This is a genomic window from Vicinamibacterales bacterium (genome assembly GCA_036504215.1).
GTDB lineage: Bacteria > Acidobacteriota > Vicinamibacteria > Vicinamibacterales > Fen-181 > FEN-299.
In genome coordinates, this window is sequence record DASXVO010000039.1 from 100,497 (window position 1) to 124,627 (window position 24,131).

Here is a 24,131-nt window from a genome sequence, read left to right on the forward strand (position 1 = left end):
GTCACGATCATGAGCACCCCCTCGCCGTGTTCCGAGCGAGATGCCCAGCGCTGGCTCTGCATGCAGTCGGCGATCGATCGGGGTTCACGGGTGGCTGGGTGGACCCACCGTCGTGCCGAGTCGGCTCGCCCAGCACGCCGCCAATCGAGGGCGCGGCCCGTGATAACATGGCCGCGATCCAGCCGCGACTACTTCCTGCGAGTCGAACGGGGGCGTTTTTCGGACGAGCATCGCCATGCAGACCGAGACGACGAAGGTGCCGGCCTCAGGCCCGCGGTTCCGGTTCGGCCGGCAGCCGCTCGACGCACTCTTCGCGCCGCGTACGGTGGCCGTGATCGGCGCCGCGGAGGATCCGGGTTCCCTCGGACGCCTGGTGCTCTGGAACCTCATCAGCAATCCATTCGGCGGCACGGTCTATCCGGTGTCGTCATCGCGAACGAGCGTCCTGGGCATTCGTGCCTACAGGAGCGTGCGCGACCTGCCCGAGCCGGTCGACCTGGCGGTGCTGTGCACGCCGGCCGGTCTGACGCCGCCCGTGGTGGGCGAGTGTGCGGAGTCGGGCGTGCGAGCCGCCGTGATCGTCACGACCGGGTTCCGTGAAACCGGGCCCGACGGCCTCGCACTGGAGGAGCGCGTGCTCGCCGAGGCCCGGCGCGGGTCGATGCGCGTGGTCGGTCCGAACTCGCTCGGCGTGATGAGCCCGGTCAATGGCCTCAACGCGACCTCGGCCAGCGGCATGGCACGCTGCGGAACGGTCGCCTTCATCAGCCAGAGCGGCGCGCTGTCGGCGGCGGTTCTGGACTGGAGCCACAAGATGAACGTGGGGTTCTCCCACTTCGTCTCGGTGGGCTCGATGCTGGACGTCGGCTGGGGCGACCTGATCGACTACATGGGCGACGACGCGCGCACCAGGAGCATCGTCATCTACATGGAGTCGATCGGTGATGCGCGCTCGTTCCTGTCGGCCGCACGCGAGGTTGCCTTCACCAAGCCCATCATCGTCCTCAAGGCCGGCCGATCGTCCGCGGCTGCACGGGCGGTAGCCTCCCATACCGGGGCCCTGACGGGCAGTGACGAGGTGCTCGACGCGGCGTTCCGGCGGAGCGGCGTGCTTCGCGTCGGCACGATCTCCGAGTTGTTCGACATCGCCGAAGTGCTGGGCAAGCAGCCGAGACCGAGAGGTCCGAGGCTGGCGATCGTGACCAACGCGGGTGGCCCCGGCGTGCTGGCCACGGACTCCCTGCTGGCGAACGGCGGGGAACTGGCCTCGCTCTCGGTGCAGACGGTGGCCGCGCTCGACGCGGCGCTGCCGTCTCACTGGAGCCGTGGCAACCCGATCGACCTCCAGGACGACGCGACGCCGGAGCAGTATGCCACGGCGTTCGAAGCGGCCACGGCGGATGCGCACAGCGACGGCGTGCTCGTGATCCTCACGCCGCAGTCCGCCGCCGATCCCACGCGGACGGCCGAGGTCCTGCGTGCGCGGCTGCCGAATGCCGGCAAGCCGGTGCTGGCGAGCTGGATGGGCGGCGTCGATGTGTCAGCCGGCGACGCCGTGCTGAAGAACGCGGGTATCCCGTCGTTTCCGTATCCCGACACCGCAGCCCGCGTGTTCACGCTGATGTGGCGCCACAGCTACGTGCTTCGCGGGCTCCACGAAACGCCGTCGCTCGCGCCGGACGTGGAGGGTGTTGCAGCGAGCCGGCAACAGGCCGGGGTCGTGATCGGTGCGGCTCGCGCGGCGGCCCGCCGACTCCTGACCGAGGTCGAATCCAAACAGGTGCTTGGCGCCTATGGCATTCCGGTGGTCGAGACGCGCGTCGCCGCCAGTTCGGACGAGGCCGTGCAGGCCGCCCGTCAGATCGGCTTCCCGGTGGTCGTCAAGCTGCTATCCGGGACGATCACGCACAAGACCGAGGTCGGCGGCGTTCAGCTCAATCTGCAGGACGAGTCGGACGTGCGCGGCGCATGGGCGCTGATCAAGGCGTCGGTCGCGGAAATGGCCGGCGAGGGACACTTCAGCGGCGTCACGGTGCAGCCGATGGTGCCGCTCGACGGGTTCGAACTGATCGTCGGCAGCACCTTCGACCCCGAGTTCGGTCCGGTTGTCCTGTTCGGCTCCGGCGGGCATCTGGTCGAGGTCCACGCCGATCGTGCGCTGGCGCTGCCGCCCTTGAACACGACGCTGGCCCGTCGGATGATGGAACAGACGCGGATCTTCAAGGCGTTCGCCGGCGTGCCGGGACGCCGGGCGGTGGCGTTGCCCGCGCTCGAGCAGTTGCTCGTGCGCTTCAGCCAGCTGGTCGTCGAGCAGCCGTGGATCCGTGAGATCGACATCAACCCACTTCTCGCTTCCGGCGACCGGCTGGTGGCACTCGACGCTCGCGTGGTGCTGCAGCCGCACGACGCTGACGAGGCGTCGCTGCCGCGGCCGGCGATCCGGCCCTATCCGACGCAGTACGTGAACGACTCGGTGTTGCGGAACGGCGCACGCGTTGTGATCCGGCCCATCCGCCCGGAGGACGAGCCGCTGATGGTGAAGTTCCACGAACGGTTGTCGGATCGCAGCGTGTACTTTCGCTATTTCCACATGCTGAAGCTCAATCAGCGCGTGGCGCACGAACGCCTCACCCGGATCTGCTTCATCGACTACGACCGTGAGATGGCGCTCGTTGCCGAACACCGCGACCCCGCCACGGCGGAGCGGGCGATCCTCGGCGTCGGGCGGATGACGAAGGTGCACGGCGTCAACGAGGCGGAGTTTGCGATCGTCGTGGCGGACGACTGCCAGCGGCAGGGGCTCGGGAGCGAGCTGCTCCGGCGGTTGAAAGATGTGGCGAGGGCCGAGCATGTCGACCGGGTGGTCGGTGACGTGCTCTCCGAGAATGTCGAGATGGTTCGGCTCTGCGAACGTGAAGGGTTCGAGTCCAGCACCAGAGCCGACGACCCGCAGGTGACGCGGATGACGTTCGGCGTCTCGTCCCAGGCGACGCCGTCGTGACCGGGCACGCCGCCGGCTGGCAGCGCCTCCGGGTGCGCATTCGAGGCGCGGTCCAGGGCGTGGGGTTCCGGCCGTTCGTCTATCGGCTCGCGTCCGATCTTGGTCTGGCCGGCTGGGTGATCAACTCGTCGAGCGGCGTCGAAGTCGAGGTCGAGGGGCTACCGGACCTGCTGGCCCGGTTCCTGGTGCGCCTGGAACGGGACCAGCCACCACGTGCGGTGATCCAGGGGCTCGAGGCGTCCTACCTCGATCCGCTCGGGTTCGACGGTTTCGAGATTCGCGAGAGCGTTGGCGGCGAGAAGACCGCGCTGGTCCTGCCCGACATCGCGACCTGCCCTGATTGTCTCCACGAGGTGTTCGACCCCGCCAACCGGCGATACCGCTATCCGTTCACCAACTGCACGAACTGCGGCCCGCGGTTCAGTATCATCCGCGCGCTGCCGTACGACCGTCCCATGACGACCATGGCCGGGTTCGCGATGTGCGCCGCCTGTCGGCGGGAGTACGAGGATCCTCGGGACCGGCGTTTCCACGCGCAGCCCAATGCCTGTCCGGCTTGCGGCCCGCACCTGGAGATGTGGGACGAGTCCGGGTCTTGCGTGGCCACCCACGACGTGGCGCTCCGTGCGGCGGCCGCCCACGTCCGCGACGGAGCGGTCGTGGCGCTGAAGGGCCTGGGTGGGTTCCAGCTGATCGTGGACGCCCGCAACGAGCGGGCGGTGCAGCGGCTGAGGCGCGCGAAGGCCCGCGAAGAAAAGCCGTTCGCCGTGATGGCGCCGTCGATGGAGGCCGTCCGGGCCGTGTGCGCCGTGAGCGACCTGGAAGCGCGACTGCTTGCATCTCCAGAGGCCCCCATCGTGCTTCTTCGTCGACGTGAGAAGATTGAGCTGGCCGAGGGCGTGGCGCCGGGCAATCCGACGCTCGGTGTCATGCTGCCGTACACGCCGCTGCATCACGTGCTGCTGGCGGATCTGAGCACGGCGATCGTGGCGACGAGCGGGAACCGGGCCGACGAACCGATTTGCACCGACCAACGGGACGCGCTCGAGCGATTGCGGGGCCTGGCGGACGTGTTCCTCGTGCACGACCGGCCGATCGCGCGACACGTGGACGATTCGGTCGCCCGCGTGATGATGGGGCGCGAGTTGATCACGCGGCGTGCGCGCGGCTACGCGCCGATGCCGGTCCGGCTCGGACGCGATGTGCCGCCGACGCTGGGTGTCGGCGCGCACCTGAAGAACGCCGTGGCGCTGTCGGTGGGTCGAAACGTGTTCGTGAGCCAGCACATCGGCGACCTCGAGACGCCCGAGGCCTATCGCGCCTTCGAGCAGGCGATTGTCGCGCTCGAAGATCTGTACGAGGCGCCGCCCGTGACGGTGGTCTGCGATGCGCACCCCGACTACCTGTCCACGCGCTACGCGCAGCGGCGGGGCCTGCCGGTGCGGCACGTGCAGCACCACGTGGCGCACGTGCTTGCCTGCATGGCGGAGAATGACCTGGAGCCGCCGGCGCTTGGCGTCGGCTGGGACGGAACGGGCTATGGCCTCGACGGCACGGTCTGGGGTGGCGAGTTCTTCCACGTGACGACCAGTGGCGCGGAGCGAGTGGCTACCTTTCGGACGTTCGGCCTGCCTGGCGGCGACCAGGCCGTTCGAGAACCGAGGCGCACGGCGCTCGGCCTGCTGCACGAGGTCATGGGAGAACAGGTGTGGCAGTGCGCCGACCTTGCGCCGGTGGCCGCGTTCGAAACGGCCGAGCGGGCGATCATCCGCACGATGTTGGAGCGACGTGTCAACACGCCGCGGACGTCGAGTGTCGGCCGGCTGTTCGACGCGGTCGCGGCCATTGTCGGCCTTCGGCAGCATGTGCGGTACGAGGGCCAGGCGGCGATGGAACTGGAGTTCGCGCTCGACGAGGTTGCCACCGATGAGCACTATCCGTTCGACCTGCGCGACGGAGGCTCCGAGTGCTGGGCCGTGGACTGGGCGCCGCTCGTCGACGCCCTGGTCGCGGATGTGCGCGCCGGCCGGCCGGTCCCGCTCGTCTCGGCTCGGTTCCACAACGCCCTCGTCGACGCGCTGGTTGCGGTCGCGTCGAGGACCGGCGTCGAACGGGTAGTGCTGTCGGGCGGATGTTTTCAGAACCGTTACCTGACCGAACAGAGTGTGCGCCGCCTGCGCGAGGCTGGCTTCCGGCCGTACTGGCACCAACGCGTGCCGCCGAACGACGGCGGCATCGCGCTGGGCCAGGTCGCGGCCGTCGCGCTGGGCTTCGCACGTGCGGCCGAACGATAGAGAGGTGTGCCATGTGTCTCGCCGTGCCCGGCAGGATCGTCAGCTTGACCGGAGATGACCCAGTCACGCGGATGGCCAAGGTGAGTTTCGGCGGCGTTCTCAAGGAGGTCAGTCTCGCATTCCTGCCCGAAGCCCAGGTGGACGAGTACGTCATCGTCCATGCCGGGTTTGCGCTGAGCCGCATCGACGAGCACGAAGCGCGACAGCTGTTCGAGGACCTGAAGCAGCTGGCCGGCGACGACCTGGCCGATGCCGAACTCGGCGGCGACCAGGAGCCGATGCCATGAAGTACATGGACGAGTATCGGGACCCGGCGGCCGCGGAGGCTTGGCTGAAGGCCATTCGCGGCCTCGTGACGCGGCCGTGGACGATCATGGAGGTGTGCGGCGGACAGACCCACGCCATCGTCAAGTACGGCCTCGACGAGTTGCTGCCGTCGCAGGTCCAGTTGCTGCACGGCCCCGGGTGCCCCGTGTGCGTCACGCCGCTCGAGAAGATCGACCGGGCAATCGCCCTCGCCTCGCGCCCGGACGTCATCTTCTGTTCCTTCGGCGACATGCTCCGCGTTCCCGGCACCGATCGGGATCTCCTCTCCGTGAAGGCGTCCGGGGGCGACGTCCGAATCGTGTATTCGCCCCTCGACGCGGTGGAGGTGGCGCGCCGCAATCCCGACAGGCAGGTGGTCTTCTTCGCCGTCGGGTTCGAGACGACGGCGCCGGGTAACGCCATGGCCGTCCACCAGGCGAAGATGACGGGCGTGCGGAACTTCAGCATCCTGGTGTCCCACGTGCTCGTCCCGCCCGCCCTCGAGGCGATTCTCGGATCTCCGACGTGCCGCGTTCAGGGATTCCTCGCTGCCGGCCACGTCTGCGCGGTCATGGGCTACCGGGAGTACGAGCCGATTGCCGAGCGCTACAAGGTGCCGATCGTCGTCACCGGTTTCGAGCCGCTCGACATTCTCCAGGGTGTCTATCTCTGCGTGAAGCAACTCGAGGAGGGCCGGGCAGAGGTCGAGAACCAGTACGCCCGCGTGGTCAGCGCAGACGGGAATCGTCCCGCGCAATCCGTCGTGTCGGAGGTCTTCGAGGTCGTGAACCGTTCGTGGCGCGGCATCGGCGAGATTGGCGCAAGCGGACTGGGTCTGCGAGAGGCGTTCGCCGATCTCGACGCGGAACGGCGCTTCGACCTCAGCGCGGTCGGCCCGCGGCCCGAGCCGGCAGAGTGCATCAGCGGTCTCGTGCTGCAGGGACGGAAGAAGCCGAACGAGTGCCCGGCGTTCGGGATCCGCTGCACGCCCGAGCGTCCGCTGGGTGCGACGATGGTGTCGTCGGAAGGTGCGTGCGCGGCCTACTACCGGCACAGGCGGAAGGCGGAAGGATAATAGATGAAGGATGAAGGATGAAGGATGAAGGATGAAGGATGAAGGATGAAGGCGGAAGGCGGAAGGATGAAGGATGAACTCGCGCTCTCCTGTCCGGTTCCGGCGGGTCGCTACGAGCAGGTGCTGATGGCTCACGGCGGCGGCGGCCGGCTGATGCACCAGTTGCTCGAGCGGGTTTTCCTCTCGGCGTTCAGCAACCCGGCCCTCGACACCGGGCACGATGCGGCCGTGCTCGACGTCGGCTCGTCCCGCATCGCGTTCACCACCGACTCCTACGTCGTCCGGCCCTTGTTCTTCCCAGGCGGGACGATTGGGACGCTCGCCGTGAATGGCACGGTCAACGATCTGGCAATGGCGGGCGCCCGACCGCTCGGACTGAGCGCCGGGTTCATCATCGAGGAGGGTCTGCCGATCGAGACGCTCGAGAGGGTCGTGGCCTCGATGCAGGGCGCGGCGAAGGAGGCCGGCGTCGCCATCGTGACCGGCGATACCAAGGTCGTCGATCGCGGCAAGGGCGACGGCATCTTCATCAACACGGCCGGTGTGGGCCTGGTCGAACACGGTCTGCGGATCGCACCGGCTGCTGTTCAGGCGGGCGATGCCGTCATTCTCAGCGGCGACGTCGGACGACACGGCATGGCGATCATGGCCGTCCGCGAAGGTCTGCAGTTCGAGAGCGCCATCGAGAGCGACTGTGCGCCCCTGTCGGGCCCTGTCCTCGACCTGATTGGTGCCGGGGTGGAGGTGCACTGTCTGCGCGACCTCACGCGCGGAGGGCTGGCGAGCGCGCTCAACGAGATTGCGGCGGGTGCGGGCGTCGGCATCGCCATCGACGAGCGTCAGGTGCCGGTACGAGAGGATGTCCGTGGCGCATGCGAGATCCTCGGCTTCGATCCGCTCTACGTGGCGAACGAAGGCCGATTCGTAGTCTTCGTGGCGGGTCGCGACCGGGGGCGCGCCGTCGAGGTGCTGCGCCGCCATGCTTCGTGCGAGGCCGCTGTGACCATCGGGCACGTCGCCGCCGGCGATCCGGGACTGGTGACCTTGCGCAGCCTGATCGGCTCGACGCGAATCCTGGACATGCTCAGCGGCGAGCAGTTGCCCCGAATCTGCTAAGATGCGTGCATGATCTGGTCTTTCGAACGGGGAGGTCAGTCGCAACGTTGCGAGATCCGGCGTGACGCCGACGGACAGATCTACGAGTTCGTCATCACCAAACCGGACGGCGTCGAGCAGTCGGAACGCTTCGACGAGCCATCGGCTCTCATCGCGCGCTCGGTGGAATACCTGCGCGCGCTCATCGAAGACGGCTGGCGGTCGCCGAATCAGCGCTGAATGTTCCGGTGAGGCTCAGCCGTGATGGTCGCGTGACTGGCAACGCTACACTCTGACTTACTCGCGTGTCTGTGCCCTGACGCCGAGTCGAGAACCCGCACTCCAAAACCCTCGACGACTGCTCCTCTCGCGGCTGGTACTGTCATTGCTCTTGCCTGGCGTGCCGGGGCAGTGGGGCGTCGTGCCGATCGACCGCCGACTTCTGCCATGCCGGCTCCGGACGCCGCTCCTTCAGTCCTTCGCTGCATGAATACCACGATGCGTTCGTGCCTTCAGGACTGAGTGCCGAGGGAGCAGAGTGGGCCGCACCCCGACCGAGACATGCGGCCGTCGTCGCGAATCGACACACTCAGGCGTCAGTCACTCATAACAGTCTTGCGCACGGCCGTGGTGGACCCTGTGGTCCGCCGGTCCAGGCGTGGCGCACCCGATGACCCGTATTCCCGTGTAAGGAGTCGTGATGCCCTCGTTCAGTTCACCCTCTGAGGAGACGCTTCGTCGGGTGCGAGCCGAGTTCCTCGAGATGCCCGGTCTCAAACTGACGGTGTCCCAGGCACAGCGCCTCTGGGGGCTGGATCGATCGACATGCGAGGCGTTGATTGAGGCGTTGACCGGTTCCCGGTTCCTGACGCGAACCAGGGACGGGGCGGTCATCCAGCGCGCGGCGAGCAGCGCGTACTAGGGTGGCCACCCCGCGTGGTCATCGTGCGAAATCCACCTTCGGAACCTGCTTGGCTTCGGGTGGCGCCTGGAAGAAGGGGTGCTCCTTGAACCCGAACAGCGTGGCGGTCAGGTTCGAGGGGAACTGGCGACGCAGCGTGTTGTAGGCCTGCACCTTCTCGTTGTATCGCATCCGTTCGACGGCGATGCGGTTCTCGGTGCCGGACAGTTCATCCATGAGCCGGTTGAACTGCTCGTTGGCCTTGAGTTGCGGGTAGTTCTCCACGATTGCGAGCAGGCGCGCCAGTGCGGAACTCTGCTGGTTGGCGGCCGCGATCGTATCCTCTGGCGTCTTGGCGCCGGCGAGCTTGGCTCGCGAGTCGGCGACCGCCTGGAACACACCCTGCTCGTGCGCGGCGTAGCCCTTCACCGTGCTGACCAGGTTCGGGATCAGATCGTTGCGGCGCTGCAACTGGTTCTCGACCTGCGCCCACTGCCCCTTGATCGCCTCCTCCTGACTGACGAACCGGTTGTACGAGCACCCTGACAGCGGCAGGGCGATCAGGGCCAGCAACGCCAGCCGCATCCACGTCGAGTGTTTCATCCGTTGCATCGTCGTCTCCCGCTCATCAGGCATTCCCAGTTCAGCGCAGCAGGCAGGGCCCGTCACCAACTGCCCCCGCCGCCGCCACCTCCGCTTCCGCCGCCGCCAAATCCGCCGAAGCCTCCGCCGAAGCCCCCGCCTCCGCCGCCACCGAAGGAGCCAATCCCGCTGCTCCAACCGCTCCACCCGCCGCCGCCCCACCCGCCGCGATAGCGTGAAGAGGGGCCGGACCCGCCGCGGCGAATCAGCATCAACAGCAGGATGATGGCGATGAAGACGATCGAACCGACCGACACGCCTCGCTTGCGCGGCCGTGTCGGTTCCGGCGCGGGCACGCCCTCGAGCGTGACTCGGCGCGCCTGCGCGATTCGTCCGACGAGCCGGGCCACGCCGGCGACGAGCCCCGGTCCGTACCCTCCCGTCCGGAATGCCGGGATCATCACCTCGCGGCTCGTCTCACCCGCATAGCCGTCTGTGATGAACTCCTCGAGTCCGTAACCCACCTCGACCCAGACCTTGTGATCCTTCACGGCCAGCAGGATGAGCAGGCCGTTGTGCTTGCCTTTCTCTCCAATGCCCTTGCCGTGGTTCTCGAACAACTTGACCGCGTACTCGCGGATGTCGGCGAATGGTGCGTACGTGTCGATCGTCGCCACGACGACGGCATCGCCCGATGCCTGGAGGAGGGCGCGGCTCATCTGGTCGATGTCGCCCGCGCTCTTCGCGTCAATCACCGAGGCGAAGTCGTTGACCGGGCCGGTGAGCTCGGGAACCTCGGCCTGGGCGTGCACGAGCGGTGCGGCGAGCCAGCCGACCAGGACGAGCAGTGGAACGAGCACCCAGCCAGTGGGCACGAGTCGGCGACCCGATCCGTGGAGTCCGCCGTACCCTGCCTGCCGCCGGCTGCCGGCGCCGAGCGCTGTCATGTCCGCGACCATTCATCGACAAGCGCGGCCAGCCGCTCGACCGCGTCGAGATAGGCGGGCAGGAACGCTCCGACGTCCTCCCCCTCGAAGAGCTTGGCCTGTTTGGCCGAGAGCAGCGGCCGGAGGCCGCCCATCGGGAGCCGCAGACGTTGCTCGACGAACTCAGCGAGGATCTTCGGAGTGCGGGCCTCCACGCCGTGGAGCCGGGCGATGTTGACGAGCAGCGCGCGGAGCGGGACGACCGATGCTGCCACGAGGGCAGCGACCCGCTTCGGTTCGGCCGCGGTCTGGAGGTAGCCCTCGCGCAGGTGCAGCAGGTGGCTCCTGACCTGTGCTTCGCAGGCTCGCCGCATATCCTCGCTCGCCACCGCCAGGCCGCGGAACGGATCGTCACCGACGATGACGACATGGCGCGCGAGGATCTGGCCGAACTCCAACGGGAAAGCATCGAGCGACCGCTGCAGTTCGGTTGGGCTCAGGAACAGGGGTACGGCGAGGCTGCGGCCCGCCCAGCCGGCCGCGAGCGGTGCAAGCCGAAGGAGATCCGCATGGCCGAGCCCGTCGACGATCGCGACCGAGTGCACGAGCTGTTCGTGCCGGAGGCCGGCCTCGTCGCCGGGCGAGGCGACTGGCATGTCGCCGAGCAGGCCGTGCGCCTCGTAGACGACCAGGGCCCGCAGCCGCGTGTCCAGGATGGTTCGCAGATCGCGCAGGAGGTCGTCGGCCGCCTCGCGCCACGAACGGATGGTTGCCATGACGCTATTCTAGTGTATCCATGGCCGAGGTGCTGATCCGAGGATGTAGAATACCGGGATGCTTCTGCGCCAGATCGAAGTCGGCTGCTTCGGAGGAGGGACGGGACTGCCAAGCCTGCTCGGCGGATTGAAGTCCAATCCGTGGCTCCGGGCCAACGCCGTCGTGACGATGTTCGACAGCGGCGGCAGTTCCGGGATGCTGCGCGACCAGCTCGGGGTGCTCCCCCCCGGGGACATCCTCAAGTGCGCGCTCGCGCTGGCGCGGAACGAAGCCGAAGCGCGCCGCGTGTTGCTCTCGCGGCTCCCGACGCTCGAGCACGCACGGCTGGCCGGGCATACCGGCGGCAACCTGCTGCTGTCGATGATGGAGCGCTACAGCGGTGATTTCCTCGCCGCGATCGACGGCCTTCGCGCGCTGCTCGGCTGCAACGGCCGGGTCTGGCCCGCGAGTGTCGAACACTCGTCGGTGTGCGCGGAGTACCAGGACGGATCCACGACGCGCGGGGAAGTCGAGGTGGACGCGCTTCAGCGAGACGGCCACGCCGTCCGACGGCTGTGGCTGGATCCGGTTCCGTCGATTCACCCTGTCGTGGCGGGTGCGATCGGCGACTTCGAGGCGGCCATCATCGGCCCGGGCAGCTTCTACACGAGCCTGATGCCGCCGTTGCTCGTGGCCGGGATGCGGGAAGCGATCGCGCGGGTGAAGGGGCCGGTGATCCTCGTCGCCAATCTGCTGACCGAAGGCCGCGGCATGTCGGGATTCACGGCGGGCGACGAGGTGAAGTGGATTGGTGAGGCGATCGGGCGTTCCGTGGACGTCGTCCTGGTCAATACGTCACGGCCGTCGGCGGACACACTGGAGCGCTACGCCGCCGAGCACAAGCATCCGCTCGCAACCGGCACCGTGCCGCCCGACTGCGAACTGGTGGAGGGGGCGTTCTGGGAGGGCCAGATCGCGCGTCACGCGCGGCGCCGGCTCTCCTACGCCATCTGGAGCGTCATCGCCCGACGCCTGTTGGCGTAGTACAGCAGTCGACCCTCGAGCGAGGCCCGCACCCTACTCGAGCGTGGCCAGGACGTCGCCCCGGTTCACGTTGGCGCCGTCGGTGAACGCGAGCCGGCTGATGCGACCTGCCCTCGGCGCCGGCAGCGTGTTCTGCATCTTCATCGCCTCGAGCAGCACCACCGGATCGCCGGCCTTGACGGCGTCGCCGACCTTCACGAGATACCGCAGTACGAGGCCAGGCATCGGCGCGACGATCGCCGAATCGGGCGCGACCGGCACGGTGGCCGCGGGCGCCGCGCCCTTGGTGCCGGCCGCACACGCGTCGGTGGCGTCTGGATCCACCTCGACCTTGAAGACTTCGCCTCCGATGCGCACGGTGAACGCGCGGGGCGCGGGGCCTGCCGCGCTGGCGGCCTTCGAGCCCGCCTCGACGAGCTGCCCCTTTCGAGCCTTCGCGACGAGCTCGTTCTCGCGTCGCACGTCCTCGAGCGTCCGCGCGCGCGTCTCCGCAGGCGGCGCTTCGATGCCGTATTTCCATTTCAGGAACCGCAAGCCCGTGGTGGGGTAGAGCGCGTAGACGAGCACGTCGCCGATGTCCCGCGCGAGGCCGCGGGTCTCCTCGCGCGCCTTCTCGAGCTCGGGCGTCAGCAGGTCGGCCGCGCGCCCGGTGAACGGCTGCGTGCCCCGCTGGTAGTCTGCGAGCGCGAGATGCTGGACCTCGGTGTCGATGGCTGCCGGCGGCTTTCCATACAGACCGTAGACGTAGTCTTTCACCTCTTGCGAGATCATCTTGTAGCGGCCGAACAGCACGTTCAGCACCGCCTGCGTGCCGACGATCTGGCTGGTCGGCGTGACGAGCGGGGGCGATCCCAGCTCCTTCCGCGTGCGCGGCAGTTCTTCGTAGACCTCGCCCAGCCGATTCAGCGCGTCCGCCTGGCGCAGTTGCGCCACCATGTTGCTGAACATCCCGCCTGGAATCTGGTGCGACAGGACGCCCGTATCGATCATGGAGAGCTTCGTGTCGTCGAGGAACTCGCGGTACTTCGGTGCGATCGCCTCGAAGTGCTCGTCGAGCTTCAACAGGCGGGCGAGGTCGAGCCCCGTATCGCGGGGCCGGCCGGCGAGCGCCGCGACGATCGGTTCGAGCGCCGCGTGGGAAGTCCGCAGGGCGAAGGGCGCCAGGCACGTATCGATGACATCCACGCCCGCATCGATGGCTCGGAGCAGCGTCATGTAGGCCATGCCGCTCGTGAAGTGCGTGTGCACGACGATCGGGATCTTCAGCTCCCGCTTCAGCGCGCCGACGAGTGCCGCAGCGTCGTCCGGCGCGAGAAGCCCCGCCATGTCCTTGATGCAGAGGCTGTCGGCGCCCATCCCGGCAATCGTCCGCGCCTTCTCCATGTAGTAGTCGAGCGTGAACACCGGGCCGCCAAGCGAGCGTTCGGTGAGCGAGTAGCTCAGCGCGCCCTGGATGTGCTTGCGCTTCTCGCGAATCGCCTCGAAAGCCGTGATGAAGTTTCGCTCGTCGTTCAGCGCGTCGAAGACGCGGAACACGTCGATGCCGCAGTCAGCCGCATGGTGCACGAACGCGCGCACCACATCGTCCGCGTAGTTGCGGTAGCCGACGAGGTTCTGGCCGCGGAGGAGCATCTGCAGCGGGACGTCGGGCATGCGCTGCTTCAGGATGCGGATCCGGTCCCACGGGTCCTCGTTGAGGAAGCGCGTCATCACGTCGAACGTCGCGCCGCCCCAGACCTCCATCGACCAGAAGCCGGTCGCGTTCATCTCGGGCGCGATGGCCGCGAGATCGTCGGTGCGGACGCGCGTCGCGAACAGCGATTGATGCCCGTCACGGAAGGTGAGGTCTGTGATCCTGAGAGGACTGGACGCCGGGCTCATGATGCCTCCGGGCAGCGGGGTGATTTTGCGTGAGCATAGCACAGCCACTTTGATCGCCGGGTCGCTCGGATTATGATGCGGGCGCGATGACTACCACCACCGTGTCCGCCGGCCCGTTCGCCTGGTATCGGAATGCACCTCCGGCATCACGACGGGCGCTGGGCGCCGCCTGCCTCGGGTGGATGCTCGACTCGTTCGACGTCAACCTCTACGCGCTGGTGCTCGCCTCGGTGATGGCGGACTTGTCGTTCGACAAGCAGGTCGCCGGCCTCATCGGGTCCTTCACGCTCATCACCGCGGCGGCGGGCGGCATCCTCTTCGGTCTGGCCGCCGACCGCTGGGGCCGGACGCGCGCGCTCATCGGCAGCATCCTCATCTACTCCGTGTTCACCGGGGCCTGCGGCCTCGCCCAGACGGCCTGGCATCTCATGCTGTTCCGTGCGCTGCTCGGGATCGGCATGGGGGGCGAATGGGCGAGCGGTGCGGCGCTCGTGTCCGAGACCTGGCCGGCCGAGCACCGCGGCAAAGCGCTCGGCATCGTCCAGAGCTCGTGGGCGGTCGGCTACGCCGCCGCCGCGCTCGTCACGCAGATCTTCCTGCCGATCGGCGGGTGGCGCGTCGTGTTCTTCGTCGGGGTGCTGCCCGCACTCGTCACCGCGTGGGTGTTGAAGCGCGTGGAGGAGCCCGAGGTGTGGCGGGAGGCCAGAAGGAGGGGTCGGGAGTCAGCAATCAGGAGCCAGGAGCCGGCCGGCATGAGGCAGGAAGGCGGGGAGGCGGCGGGGCGGTTCTCTGACATCTTCCGCGGGCCGATGCTGCGCCTCACGGTCTTCATCACGCTGATGAATGCTTGCACGCTCTATGCGTACTGGGCGTTCACACAGTGGGTCCCCGCCTACCTCGAGCTGTCGCCGGCAAAGGGCGGCCTCGGCCTCGGGTCGTACAAGACACTGCTCATCGTCGCCATGAACGTCGGCATGTGGTTCGGGTATGTGACATTCGGGCTGGTGAGCGACAGAATCGGCCGCAAGCGCACCTATGTGACCTACGTGCTGGCGGCGGCCATCTTCGTCATGGCCTACGCCTCGATGCGGACGCCGGTTGCGCTGCTGCTCGTCGGTCCGTTCGTCGGCTTCTTCGGCGCGGGGTATTTCAGTGGCTTTGGCGCGGTCACGGCGGAGATCTACCCGACCAAGATCCGCGCGACGGCGCAGGGTTTCACCTACAATCTCGGCCGCGTCGCCAGCGCCGCTGCCCCGTGGACCGTCGGTACGCTCGCCCAGTCGCACGGCTTCGCGGCGGCCTTCTCGACCGCCGCCATCGCGTTCGTGCTCGCGGGCGTGGCCTGGATCTGGATTCCGGAAACGAAGGGTCGAGAACTCCGACAGTGACAGGAGGGCGAGCCCGCGGCTACCGAGAGTCCAACACGCCCGCCACCGTGGCCACCGCGGCCGCGACCTTCCGCAGCCGGTCGGCCGGACGTGCCGCCGTTGGTACACCGATTCGGCGCAGCACTTCCTCCTGCGCTCTCAGCGCGTCGTGCGCGTCGGCGACCGTCACCGCTTCGAAGCGGACCGTGTCGTCGGGCGCTGCCTGCGCCAGCCGCGAGATGTCCACGCTGATGACGGTGGCGATCTTCGTATACCCACCCGCCGTGCCGCGATCTGCCAGCAGCACGATCGGCGCGCCGTCGCCGGCCACCTGGACGGCGCCGAATGGCGTGCCGTCCGACACGATGTCCGGCCCCCGGCTGTGCTCGATCGCGGGGCCCGCCAGTCGATAGCCCATCCGGTCCGATTGAGCCGTCACCGTGTAGGCGGACGAGAGAAACGTGCGAAGGCCGTGTGCCGTGAAGCGATCGTCCTGCGGACCGAGAACGACGCGCAGGAGATGCTCCTGCGGATAGGTCGGCTGGCTGCCCGCGGGCAACATCAACCGCCCACCGAGCAGGACCGGCCTGGTGCCGACGATCTCGAGCACATCGCCTCGCTCGAGCGCGCGCCCCTCGATGCCGCCGAGCCGCGAGCGCGTGTAGGTGGATCGGCTCCCGAGGACCACCGGGACGTCGATGCCACCGGCCAGGGCGAGGTAGCCGCGGACACCCGACTGGGCGCCGACCAATGCGAGCAAGGCGCCGGGGGTGACGGTCACGGTCTCCCATCGCGGCAGAGATCGACCGTCGAGGCGCGCGCCGAGGTCGGCGCCAGTGAGAGCGATCGTGGCCGGCGCCAGGAACTCGATCCGCGGCCCGACGAGCGTCATCTCGAGCGCCGCGGTGTCGTCGCTGTTGCCGACGAGTCGGTTGGCCGCGCGCAGGGCAAAGCGGTCGACTGCCCCCGACGTGGGCACTCCGTACCGCTGATAGCCGTAGCGCCCGAGGTCCTGGACCGTCGTCAGCATCCCGCCGTCGAGGACCGACATCACTCGCACGGGTGCGCCTCCAGCGTCCAGTTGCCCGCCCGGATCGCGGCCCGGATCGTCGCGTACTCGTCGACGGACACCGGCGCGAACCGGATGTAGTCGCCTGCCTCGACCAGCACAGGCGGCTGCCGATGAGGATCGAACAGCGACACCGGCGTGCGGCCAATCAACTGCCAGCCTCCGGGGCTTTCGGTCGGGTAGATGCCGGTTTGCTGCTGCGCGATACCAACGGATCCTGCCGGAATGGCCGTGCGGGGTGTCTTCAGACGGGGCGTCGCGATCTTTCCGGACATGCCGCCCAGGTAGCAGAAGCCGGGGCTGAATCCCATCATGTAGACGAGATAGTCGGTGCCGGCATGCAGCGCGACGACTTCGTTCGGCGACAAGCCGGCATGTTCGGCGACGAACCCAAGGTCCGGACCGAATTCCCCCCCGTACGCCGTGGGAATCTCGACGAGCCGAGGTGGGGGCATCGGGCTGTCCCCGGGGGCGGCTTCGAGGAGGGCGATGCGCTCCTGCAGTTCGTCGATGCCGATCACCAGGGGGTCGTAGCTGACGAGCAGCGAGCGGTACGTCGGCACGAGATCGACGACGCCGCTGATCGTGGCCCGCTCGATTGCGAGCAGCAGGTCCCGGACGCGGCGGTTGATCGCGGGGTCGATCGTGTCGCCGAACTCGACGACGAGGGCCGTATCGCCGGCGGGCAGGAACCGGGGCGGGGCGTTCACGATTGGGCGCCCATCGGGGCGAGGGTGACGCCGGCGCGCTTCAGCGCGTCGGCGAGAGCCGAGGCCAGCGCCACCGCGTCGGGCGTGTCACCGTGAAGGCACAGCGTATCCGCCTTGACGTGCACGATCTCGCCGGTGATCGCGACAACCGTTCCCTCGGTGGCCAGCCGGACGCTTCGTTCGACGACCTGCCCGGTGTCGTGGATGACGGCACCAGGTTTCGAGCGTGGCACGAGCGTGCCGTCGGGCATGAGCGCGCGGTCGGCAAACGCCTCCCGTGCGACCCTCAGCCCCATCCGCTCGGCTTGGTCCGCCCAGCGCGACCCGGCCAGCGCCACCAGGATGAGCGACGGGTCCGTGTCGAGCACCGCCTCGCTGATGGCCCGGGCCAGGTCGCCGCCAGGTACGGCCATGTTGTAGAGTGCGCCGTGCGGCTTGACGTGCTGCAGTTTCTTGGACGCGGTGAACGCCGTCAGGGCACCAATCTGGTAGACGAGGTCGTTGCGCACCTCGTCGGGCGTGGCCGCCAGGTTCCGCCGGCCGAAGCCCTGCAGATCGGGGAAGCCAGGGTGAGCGCCCACACCGACGCCGTGAGCCTCCGCGAGTCGAACCGTGCGCCGCATCGTGTTCGAATCGCCCGCGTGGAAGCCGCACGCGATGTTCGCCGACGTGACGAACCGGATGACCTCGGCGTCGAGCCCCATCGTCCACGCGCCGAAACTCTCGCCCATGTCGCAGTTGAAATCGAACCGCGCGGCCATTGCTGCACGCTCCCGCGAAATCGGGGTCGGGTTCCAACCCCCAAGCCCGAAGACTATTCGCCGGAGGCGTCCCCCTGTCAAGCCCCTGGCTGTGCTATCCTGCCGCGGCGACGGGTGAAACCGGGCGCGGACTGAGTCTGTTGTTCAGAGGGGGCTTCGATGCCGAACATCGCACGCATCCAGAGTGAGTTGAAGGCAGCAGGCGTGGACGGGTGGCTGCTCTACGATTTCCACAACCGGGACGCGATCGCCTACCACGTGCTCGGGATGGACTATGGCAAGTTCACGAGCCGCCGGTGGTTCTACTGGATTCCAACCAGCGGGCAGCCGGTGCGCCTGGCGCACAAGGTCGAGTCCACCAAGCTCGACTCGCTGCCGGGCGAGAAGCGGTTGTACCTCTCCTGGCGCGAACTGCACGCGAGCCTCGAGGAGATCCTCGGACCGGCGAAGAAGGTCGCGATGCAGTACTCGCCGACCGCGAACATTCCCTACGTGTCGCTCGTGGACGGCGGGACGATCGACCTGATTCGGTCGCTTGGCTTCGAGGTCATCTCCTCGGCCGGCCTGGTGCAGACGTTCCAGGCCGTGCTCGACGAGGCCGGCTACCAGTCGCACCTCGAGGCGGGCCGTCGCGTACAGCGGATCAAGGACGAATCCTTCGCGCTCATCGGCGATTCACTCCGTGCCGGCACGGTCCTCACGCAGTACGACGTCCAGCAGTTCATCGTCCGCCGCTTTGGCGAGGAGGGGCTCACCTGCAAGGGCGAGTACCCGATCGTCGGCACGAACGAGCAGCCGGCAGACCCGCACTTCGAGCCGACGCCGGCGAACGCGCGGCCGATCAGGCCTGGCGACACCGTCCTCATCGACCTCTGGGCGAAGCTCGACCAGCCCGGCGCCGTCTTCTACGACATCACGTGGTGCGGTTTCGTCGGCCAGACGCCCCCGGCAAAGTACGTCGAGATCTTCACGGTCGTACGTGAGGCTCGCGACGCGGCCTTGACGTTCATTCGCAACCGCTTCGCCGAAGGGAAGAAACTCCACGGCTGGGAAGTGGACGATGCGTGCCGAAACGTGGTGGAGAAAGCGGGCTACGGGAAGTACTTCATCCACCGGACAGGCCACTCGATTGGCGAAGAGGTCCACGGCAACGGCGTGAACATCGACAACCTCGAGACGAAGGACGAGCGCGAGCTCGTGCCCGGCATCTGCTTCTCGATCGAGCCGGGCATCTACCTCGCCGGCGAGATGGCGGTGCGTTCGGAGATCAACGTGTTCATCACGCCAGCAGGCAAGGTGGACGTCGCGGGTGAGATGCAGAAGGACCTGATACTCATCTAGAGGCCAGGGGGCAGGGGTCGCCGATCCCTGATCCCCGGCCCCCGATCCCTGACCCCTGATCCGTGTGTGCTGTCTAGGAGGAAGACCGTGGGCTTCTACTATCTGTACGTCATCCTCGCCTACCTGCTGGTCATGACCGGGTACAACATCTACCGGTCACGTCAGATCAAGAACCAGGACGACTTCATGGTGGCGGGGCGCAGCCTCTCGCTCACCAAGATGGTCTTCACGCTGGTGTGCACGTGGATCGGATCCGGCACGTTCATCGCCGGCGCCGAGTACGCGTCCTACGCCGGCTGGAGCGCGGTGTGGCAGCCAGCCGGCGCGTTCCTCGGCATCGGGATCATCTACTTCGTGGCGGCGAAGATCCGGACGTTTGGCCAGTACACGGTCGGGGACATCCTCGAGGCGCGCTACGGGCGGTTCGCGCGGCTGTTCGGTGCGATCGCGCTCATCATCGCCTTCACGACGATTGTCGCCTACCAGTTCCGTGCGGGTGGCTACATCCTGAACGTCGTGACCGACGGCTACATCTCTCTCGAGGTGGGGCAGACGATCACGGCCGCGTTCGTCATCCTCTTCGTCACCATCGGCGGGATGATCGCGGTGGCCCACACAGATTTGCCGAACGGCATCATCATCGTCTCGGCCTGCCTGCTCGCCGTCCCCTTCGTCATCAGCGCGGCCGGTGGATGGGCGCACGCCCACGACGTGCTGGGACCGACGAGGTTCCAGGTCTTCGCGCAGGACTTCGGCAAGTACCCCGCGCTCAAGGGCTTTGCGTATTTCCTCTCCACGTTGCTGCTCCTGATGGGCGTGCAGTCGATGTACCAGAAGTTCTACGCGGCCCGCTCGCCCAAGGAAGCGAAACAGGCCGTGGCCATCTGGATCGTCGGCACGATCGTCGTCGAGACGATCGTCATCGCGATCGCCGTCTACGCGTCGGTCTACAGCACCGAGCGCCAGCTGGGGTGGGACGGCCGGGCGCTCGTGCTGAACGCGGCTCGGTACATGGTGCCGGGGCCGGTTGGTGTGCTGCTGCTCGGCGCCGCGTGTGCGGTCGTGCTCTCGACGGGCATGAACTACCTGTTGTCGTCGAGCTCGAATGTGATGCGCGACATCTATCAGGGGATGATCAACCCGAACGCCGATCCGACGAAGATGGTGGCGCTTCAGAAGGTCTTCATCGTCGTGATGGGCTTCCTCGCGTTCCTGATGATCTTCATCCCCACGTACCTCAAGTCCCAGATCTCGATCCTGCAATACGCCTACTTCGCCTACACGATGTACGGCGTGGCCGTGACGCCGGCCCTGTTCGCGGCCCTGACGTGGAAGCGGGCGACCTGGCAGGGTGGCGTGGCGTCGATTGTCGGCGGCGCGTTCGCGACCGTGTTCTTCGAGTTCGTGTTGCCGTGGATGGCGCCCGGCGTGCTCGAGGGAGCGCCCGGCGCCGGCAGCGCCTTCTTCGGGAAGGACCCGTGGGGGATCCCGAGCATCTACCCGGCGGCCATCATCTCGATCGGGCTGCTGGTATTCGTCAGCTTGTTGACACCTGCGCCGAAGCCCGAAGAACTCGAGCGGCTGTTCCCCAAGGAGCAGGCCGCGGCATGAGTCGTTGTCGAGAGGCGCACCTGGGATGAGAAACCCGGATCGGAGGAGGCTCGAGGTGCTCGGTCGCCTTCAGCCTTCTCCGGCCGGCATCTCCCCGTGCTCACCCGGAGTTCATCAGCGGGCACTGATCATCCGGCAGGCGTGTACCCCGGCGGCAGCGCCGCGCTTTCGCCGAAGAAGAACTCCTCCATCGCCCTCGCCATCAGGTCCTGCGCCTCCTTCTGCCAGGGCATCAGGCGGTACTCGTTGAGAATCATCCGCATTCGCGCTTCCCAGAGTTTCCACGCGTCGGCCGACACGCGCTCGTAGATCCGTTGCCCCAGTTCACCGGGCCACGGCGCTTCTGTCAGTCCGGGGAGTTCGCGTCCCAGTTTCACGCACTGCACCATCCGGGCGCCCTCGGGCGCCTTCTCGAGCGAAGCCATGCTGCTGCCTCCGATATTCGCTGATGTTATCATGGCGCATCATGGTGCTCGAAGACGACGAGCCCGAGATTCGGCACCGCGCCTGCTGGTACGGCCGTCGCACGTCCGACCTTCCCGACACGCTGACCGTGCACACGATTGAGGACGGCCAGTTGCTGTACTGCGCCCATCCGATGATGTACCCAATCGTCGGCTACGACTTCGACGTCCGCAACTGCGCGACGTGTGATTCCTTCCGTCCGCATCGCACGCTTCGGCCCGACGAGGTGAGAGGCTTCGGCGCGTAGCGACATTCGTTGAAAGACCGTCCGTCACCGCTACCCCTGCTGTCGTAATCCGCTGCACAGATTCGTCGACACCTGGAGGGTAGGCCCGCTCACAACCGAGCAGTTCCGGCCTGTTTCCGTCTCGAGCGCGGCAGTCGGGCGGCGGCCCCGATCTGGCACGTAGTTTGATGTCAATCGGCGTGAACGGCGCCCGCCTGTCATGGGTCGGTGGGCGTCAACGGGAAATCGGGTAAGGGATGCGCCGGCCGGCGCTCGCGGAGCGCCGTACGGCAGGGGAGGTTCGCCGTGAACGAATCAGGACGCAAGGAACGACGCGGGTTCGCGTCGATGTCGCCGGAAAAGCAGCGCGAGATTGCGAGCAAGGGTGGACGGGCGGCGCACGAAAAGGGCACGGCCCACGAGTGGACCTCCGAAGAGGCCCGCACTGCCGGCCGCAAGGGGGGCCAGGTGAGCCGGGGAGGGCGCGGTCGGATGTCCGACTCGATGGACTCCGCCGCGGACGATGTGGGGGTTGCATCACCAACCCACGAGAACAACTGACTCGACGTTCTCCTTCCTTTCGCCGTAGGCACGGCTCATGGCACGGGGCATCCGGCGCCAGCCGGACGATGACCTCAGTTGACGATCCGCTCCACCTGGACACGGGCGTCGTTGAAACACGCACCCGCGCCGATGTCGGTCAGCGTGTCCGGGGCGAGCGCGGTTGCGGTCGAGCGATTCGCCGTGCTCGACCGCCAGAGTCCTTTGGCCAGGACGACCGTGCCCGGGCGAATGGTCGGTTCGATGGAGAGCTTGCAGTGCACCTCGCCCAAGTCGTTGAAGGCGCGGACGCTCGCGCCTTCCTCCAGCCCCCGGGCATGCGAGTCGATCGGGTGCATGACGATTGCCACGTCCGGCCGCGGCAACTCGCCCAGCGTTGAGCTGATGGTTCGGTCGCTGGCAGGAGAGATCAAGGCCAACGGGAATCGCTCGGTCGCCGGGTCGGGCAGATACCGGTACAACCCGACAGACGATTCCCGTTCCAGTTCCTCCGGGAACAGGTGTGCTTTGGCATCCGTCGTGCGCGGGTAGACGTCCACGAACTGCACGGGAGTGGGTCCGAACGCAGGTTCGGGTCGCCTGTCGTTCCTGAGGTCGTCGCCCACCTGGTCTGGCAGACCGTTCATCACCTGCAGCAACGTCTCGAGTTCCCCGCCCTCCGTGGCTCCGCTACTGTCCACGGCCGACAGCAGTTGGCCGAACACCTCCGGGTTGGCTCGCGCCTCGCCAACGGTGTCGATGACGGGCTGCACCATCTGCAGACTGATCGGTCCGTAGGCGATGTGCAGGTCGTAGTGCTCGAGGAACGTCGTTGCGGGCAGCACCACATCCGCATAGGCTGCCGTGTCGGTCGTTACCTGGTCGAAGACCACCGTGAACAGATCCTCGCGCGCCAGACCCGCCAACACGCGATTCTGATCCGGCATCGTGACCGCCGGGTTGCAGTTGTAGACGAACAGGAGCTTGACCGGTGGTGACGTCTCCTCGGCCAATGCCCGGCCGAGGTGGTTCATGTTGATGACCCGCGTGTCGGGCTCCTCGACACCCACCCAGTCGTGAGTGAACAGCCAGGCGGAGGAATTGCTCATCGCGAATCCACCGCCGCGAACGCCGAACTTTCCCGCCACCGAGGGGAGCGCCAGCACAGCAGCGGCCGCGCTGCCGCCGTTGCGATTGCGCTCGAGCCCCCAGCCGCACCGCACGAGCGCCGGGCTCGTTGCGGCATACAGCGTGGCGAACTCCTCGATTGTGGACGCCTGGATGCCCGCGACTTCCGCCGCGCGCGCGAACGTCCACTCGCTGGCCCGTTCACGCAGCGCTCGAGCGCCAGTCGCATGCGCGTCGAGGAAGGTCTGATCGGCGGCGCCGCTCTCGAAGAGATGCCGATGGACGGCCAGTGCCACCGCGAGGTCACTGCCCGGTTTGACGGGCAGGTGCAGGTCAGCCTGACGTGCGAGGGTTGTGACCCGTGGGTCGATCACGACGAGCTTCGCTCCCTGCTTTCGGGCCTCCTGGATGTAGGGCACGAGGTGGATGCCGCTGATCGAAGGGTTCGCGCCCCACAGCACGATCAGCTTCGCGTGCCGATAGTCCTGGTAGCTCACCGACGGCATCTTGCCGTAGAGGGCCTGCGATGCGGCTCCGGTCGGCGCGGCGCAGACCTTTCTCGCGAGACGTGAGGCTCCGAGCCGGCGGAACAACCGCGCGTCGGTCGTGTCTTGTGTGAGCAGGCCGTTGGACCCTCCGTACGAGAACGGCAGGATGGCCTCGCCTCCCCAGCGGTCGCGCACCTCGCGCAGTCGCGTCGCGACGAGGTCGATCGCCTCGTCCCACGTGATTCGCGAGAAGGCCGCGTTGCCCTTCGGTCCGATGCGCACCGCCGGGTGGCGCAGGCGCACCGGGCTCTGGACGCGGTCGCCGAAGCGGCGGACCTTGGCGCAGATGTAGCCATCGGTCACAGGGTTGCGACGTGATCCATCGATCGTCACCACGCGGCCCTCGCTCGTGGCGACTGACAGGCTGCACCCGTCCGGGCAGTCCAACGGACAGGCCGTTTCAATCGTGCGGTCGCGCTTGAGATTTGTCGGAGACGGCATTCGCCCAGTGTACGACACCCCGGGGGGCTGGCGCTCGTGCCGGCGATGGGTTCCACCATTCCG

At 67.5% G+C, this 24,131-nt stretch carries 22 protein-coding genes; 13 read left to right on the forward strand and 9 right to left on the reverse strand.

Translation table 11 applies throughout. From position 1 onward, the window contains the following. Positions 1 to 235 precede the first annotated feature (235 nt). The 7 genes from VGK32_11700 (at position 236) to VGK32_11730 (ending at position 8,693) form a co-directional block, all read left to right on the forward strand. Positions 236 to 3,001: a bifunctional acetate--CoA ligase family protein/GNAT family N-acetyltransferase gene (locus VGK32_11700; protein HEY3382426.1), complete on the forward strand. Its 2,766-nt coding sequence runs from the start codon at positions 236 to 238 to the stop codon at positions 2,999 to 3,001. Further along, on the forward strand, positions 2,998 to 5,295 hold the full coding sequence (gene hypF, locus VGK32_11705; protein HEY3382427.1) for a carbamoyltransferase HypF: 2,298 nt from the start codon (positions 2,998 to 3,000) through the stop codon (positions 5,293 to 5,295). The genes VGK32_11700 and hypF overlap by 4 nt, the downstream gene beginning before the upstream one ends. 11 nt (positions 5,296 to 5,306) lie before the next feature. Further along, on the forward strand, positions 5,307 to 5,582 hold the full coding sequence (locus tag VGK32_11710; GenBank protein HEY3382428.1) for a HypC/HybG/HupF family hydrogenase formation chaperone: 276 nt from the start codon (positions 5,307 to 5,309) through the stop codon (positions 5,580 to 5,582). After that, entirely contained in the window at positions 5,579 to 6,676 is a 1,098-nt protein-coding gene (gene hypD, locus VGK32_11715; protein ID HEY3382429.1) for a hydrogenase formation protein HypD, read from the forward strand. Before VGK32_11710 ends, hypD begins: the two co-directional genes overlap by 4 nt. A 66-nt stretch (positions 6,677 to 6,742) precedes the next feature. Then, positions 6,743 to 7,792 (forward strand): hydrogenase expression/formation protein HypE, encoded by a 1,050-nt coding sequence (hypE, locus tag VGK32_11720; GenBank protein ID HEY3382430.1) that lies wholly within the window; start codon positions 6,743 to 6,745, stop codon positions 7,790 to 7,792. A 9-nt stretch (positions 7,793 to 7,801) separates the two neighbouring features. Next, positions 7,802 to 8,011, forward strand: coding sequence for a hypothetical protein (locus VGK32_11725; protein HEY3382431.1), 210 nt, complete (start codon positions 7,802 to 7,804; stop codon positions 8,009 to 8,011). 460 nt (positions 8,012 to 8,471) lie between these two features. Continuing rightward, positions 8,472 to 8,693 (forward strand): hypothetical protein, encoded by a 222-nt coding sequence (locus VGK32_11730; GenBank protein ID HEY3382432.1) that lies wholly within the window; start codon positions 8,472 to 8,474, stop codon positions 8,691 to 8,693. 18 nt (positions 8,694 to 8,711) lie between these two features. Here the strand turns inward: VGK32_11730 and VGK32_11735 are convergent, their stop codons facing one another. Genes VGK32_11735 through VGK32_11745 form a run of 3 tightly spaced genes read right to left on the reverse strand, consistent with a single transcriptional unit; the run spans position 8,712 to position 10,956 of the window. Then, on the reverse strand, positions 8,712 to 9,284 hold the full coding sequence (locus VGK32_11735) for a LemA family protein (GenBank protein HEY3382433.1): 573 nt from the start codon (positions 9,282 to 9,284) through the stop codon (positions 8,712 to 8,714). Positions 9,285 to 9,337: 53 nt separating this feature from the next. Beyond that, on the reverse strand, positions 9,338 to 10,201 hold the full coding sequence (locus VGK32_11740) for a TPM domain-containing protein (protein HEY3382434.1): 864 nt from the start codon (positions 10,199 to 10,201) through the stop codon (positions 9,338 to 9,340). Continuing rightward, entirely contained in the window at positions 10,198 to 10,956 is a 759-nt protein-coding gene (locus VGK32_11745; GenBank protein HEY3382435.1) for a hypothetical protein, read from the reverse strand. Before VGK32_11745 ends, VGK32_11740 begins: the two co-directional genes overlap by 4 nt. Before the next feature lie 58 nt (positions 10,957 to 11,014). Here VGK32_11745 and VGK32_11750 point away from each other — a divergent pair, with 58 nt between their 5' ends. Further along, entirely contained in the window at positions 11,015 to 11,980 is a 966-nt protein-coding gene (locus VGK32_11750; protein ID HEY3382436.1) for a gluconeogenesis factor YvcK family protein, read from the forward strand. Between the two features lie 33 nt (positions 11,981 to 12,013). On the opposite strand, the gene VGK32_11755 is transcribed toward VGK32_11750, so the two are convergent. Further along, the gene (locus VGK32_11755; GenBank protein HEY3382437.1) at positions 12,014 to 13,861 is read right to left on the reverse strand and encodes a pyruvate carboxylase subunit B; all 1,848 of its coding nucleotides are present in this window, start codon (positions 13,859 to 13,861) and stop codon (positions 12,014 to 12,016) included. Between the two features lie 86 nt (positions 13,862 to 13,947). Between VGK32_11755 and VGK32_11760 the strand changes: the two genes are divergently transcribed. Beyond that, positions 13,948 to 15,249, forward strand: coding sequence for an MFS transporter (locus VGK32_11760; protein ID HEY3382438.1), 1,302 nt, complete (start codon positions 13,948 to 13,950; stop codon positions 15,247 to 15,249). A 19-nt stretch (positions 15,250 to 15,268) separates the two neighbouring features. Here the strand turns inward: VGK32_11760 and VGK32_11765 are convergent, their stop codons facing one another. The 3 genes from VGK32_11765 to VGK32_11775 are packed head-to-tail and all read right to left on the reverse strand — an operon-like array spanning position 15,269 to position 17,768. Beyond that, positions 15,269 to 16,279, reverse strand: a complete 1,011-nt coding sequence (locus VGK32_11765; GenBank protein ID HEY3382439.1) for a biotin-dependent carboxyltransferase family protein — start codon at positions 16,277 to 16,279, stop codon at positions 15,269 to 15,271. Then, entirely contained in the window at positions 16,279 to 17,007 is a 729-nt protein-coding gene (gene pxpB, locus VGK32_11770; protein HEY3382440.1) for a 5-oxoprolinase subunit PxpB, read from the reverse strand. Before pxpB ends, VGK32_11765 begins: the two co-directional genes overlap by 1 nt. Then, on the reverse strand, positions 17,004 to 17,768 hold the full coding sequence (locus VGK32_11775) for a 5-oxoprolinase subunit PxpA (GenBank protein HEY3382441.1): 765 nt from the start codon (positions 17,766 to 17,768) through the stop codon (positions 17,004 to 17,006). Before VGK32_11775 ends, pxpB begins: the two co-directional genes overlap by 4 nt. A gap of 159 nt (positions 17,769 to 17,927) precedes the next feature. Here VGK32_11775 and VGK32_11780 point away from each other — a divergent pair, with 159 nt between their 5' ends. Continuing rightward, positions 17,928 to 19,109 (forward strand): Xaa-Pro peptidase family protein, encoded by a 1,182-nt coding sequence (locus tag VGK32_11780; GenBank protein HEY3382442.1) that lies wholly within the window; start codon positions 17,928 to 17,930, stop codon positions 19,107 to 19,109. An 87-nt stretch (positions 19,110 to 19,196) separates the two neighbouring features. Next, positions 19,197 to 20,720: a sodium:solute symporter family protein gene (locus VGK32_11785; protein HEY3382443.1), complete on the forward strand. Its 1,524-nt coding sequence runs from the start codon at positions 19,197 to 19,199 to the stop codon at positions 20,718 to 20,720. A gap of 128 nt (positions 20,721 to 20,848) precedes the next feature. Here the strand turns inward: VGK32_11785 and VGK32_11790 are convergent, their stop codons facing one another. Continuing rightward, a complete protein-coding gene (locus tag VGK32_11790) occupies positions 20,849 to 21,145 on the reverse strand; it encodes an oxidative damage protection protein (protein HEY3382444.1) in 297 nt (98 codons plus the stop codon). Positions 21,146 to 21,168: 23 nt separating this feature from the next. Here VGK32_11790 and VGK32_11795 point away from each other — a divergent pair, with 23 nt between their 5' ends. Continuing rightward, positions 21,169 to 21,432, forward strand: coding sequence for a hypothetical protein (locus tag VGK32_11795; protein ID HEY3382445.1), 264 nt, complete (start codon positions 21,169 to 21,171; stop codon positions 21,430 to 21,432). 285 nt (positions 21,433 to 21,717) lie between these two features. Then, a complete protein-coding gene (locus tag VGK32_11800; protein HEY3382446.1) occupies positions 21,718 to 21,972 on the forward strand; it encodes a KGG domain-containing protein in 255 nt (84 codons plus the stop codon). Positions 21,973 to 22,046: 74 nt separating this feature from the next. Here the strand turns inward: VGK32_11800 and VGK32_11805 are convergent, their stop codons facing one another. Further along, positions 22,047 to 24,068, reverse strand: coding sequence for a molybdopterin-dependent oxidoreductase (locus VGK32_11805; protein HEY3382447.1), 2,022 nt, complete (start codon positions 24,066 to 24,068; stop codon positions 22,047 to 22,049). Positions 24,069 to 24,131 lie beyond the last annotated feature (63 nt).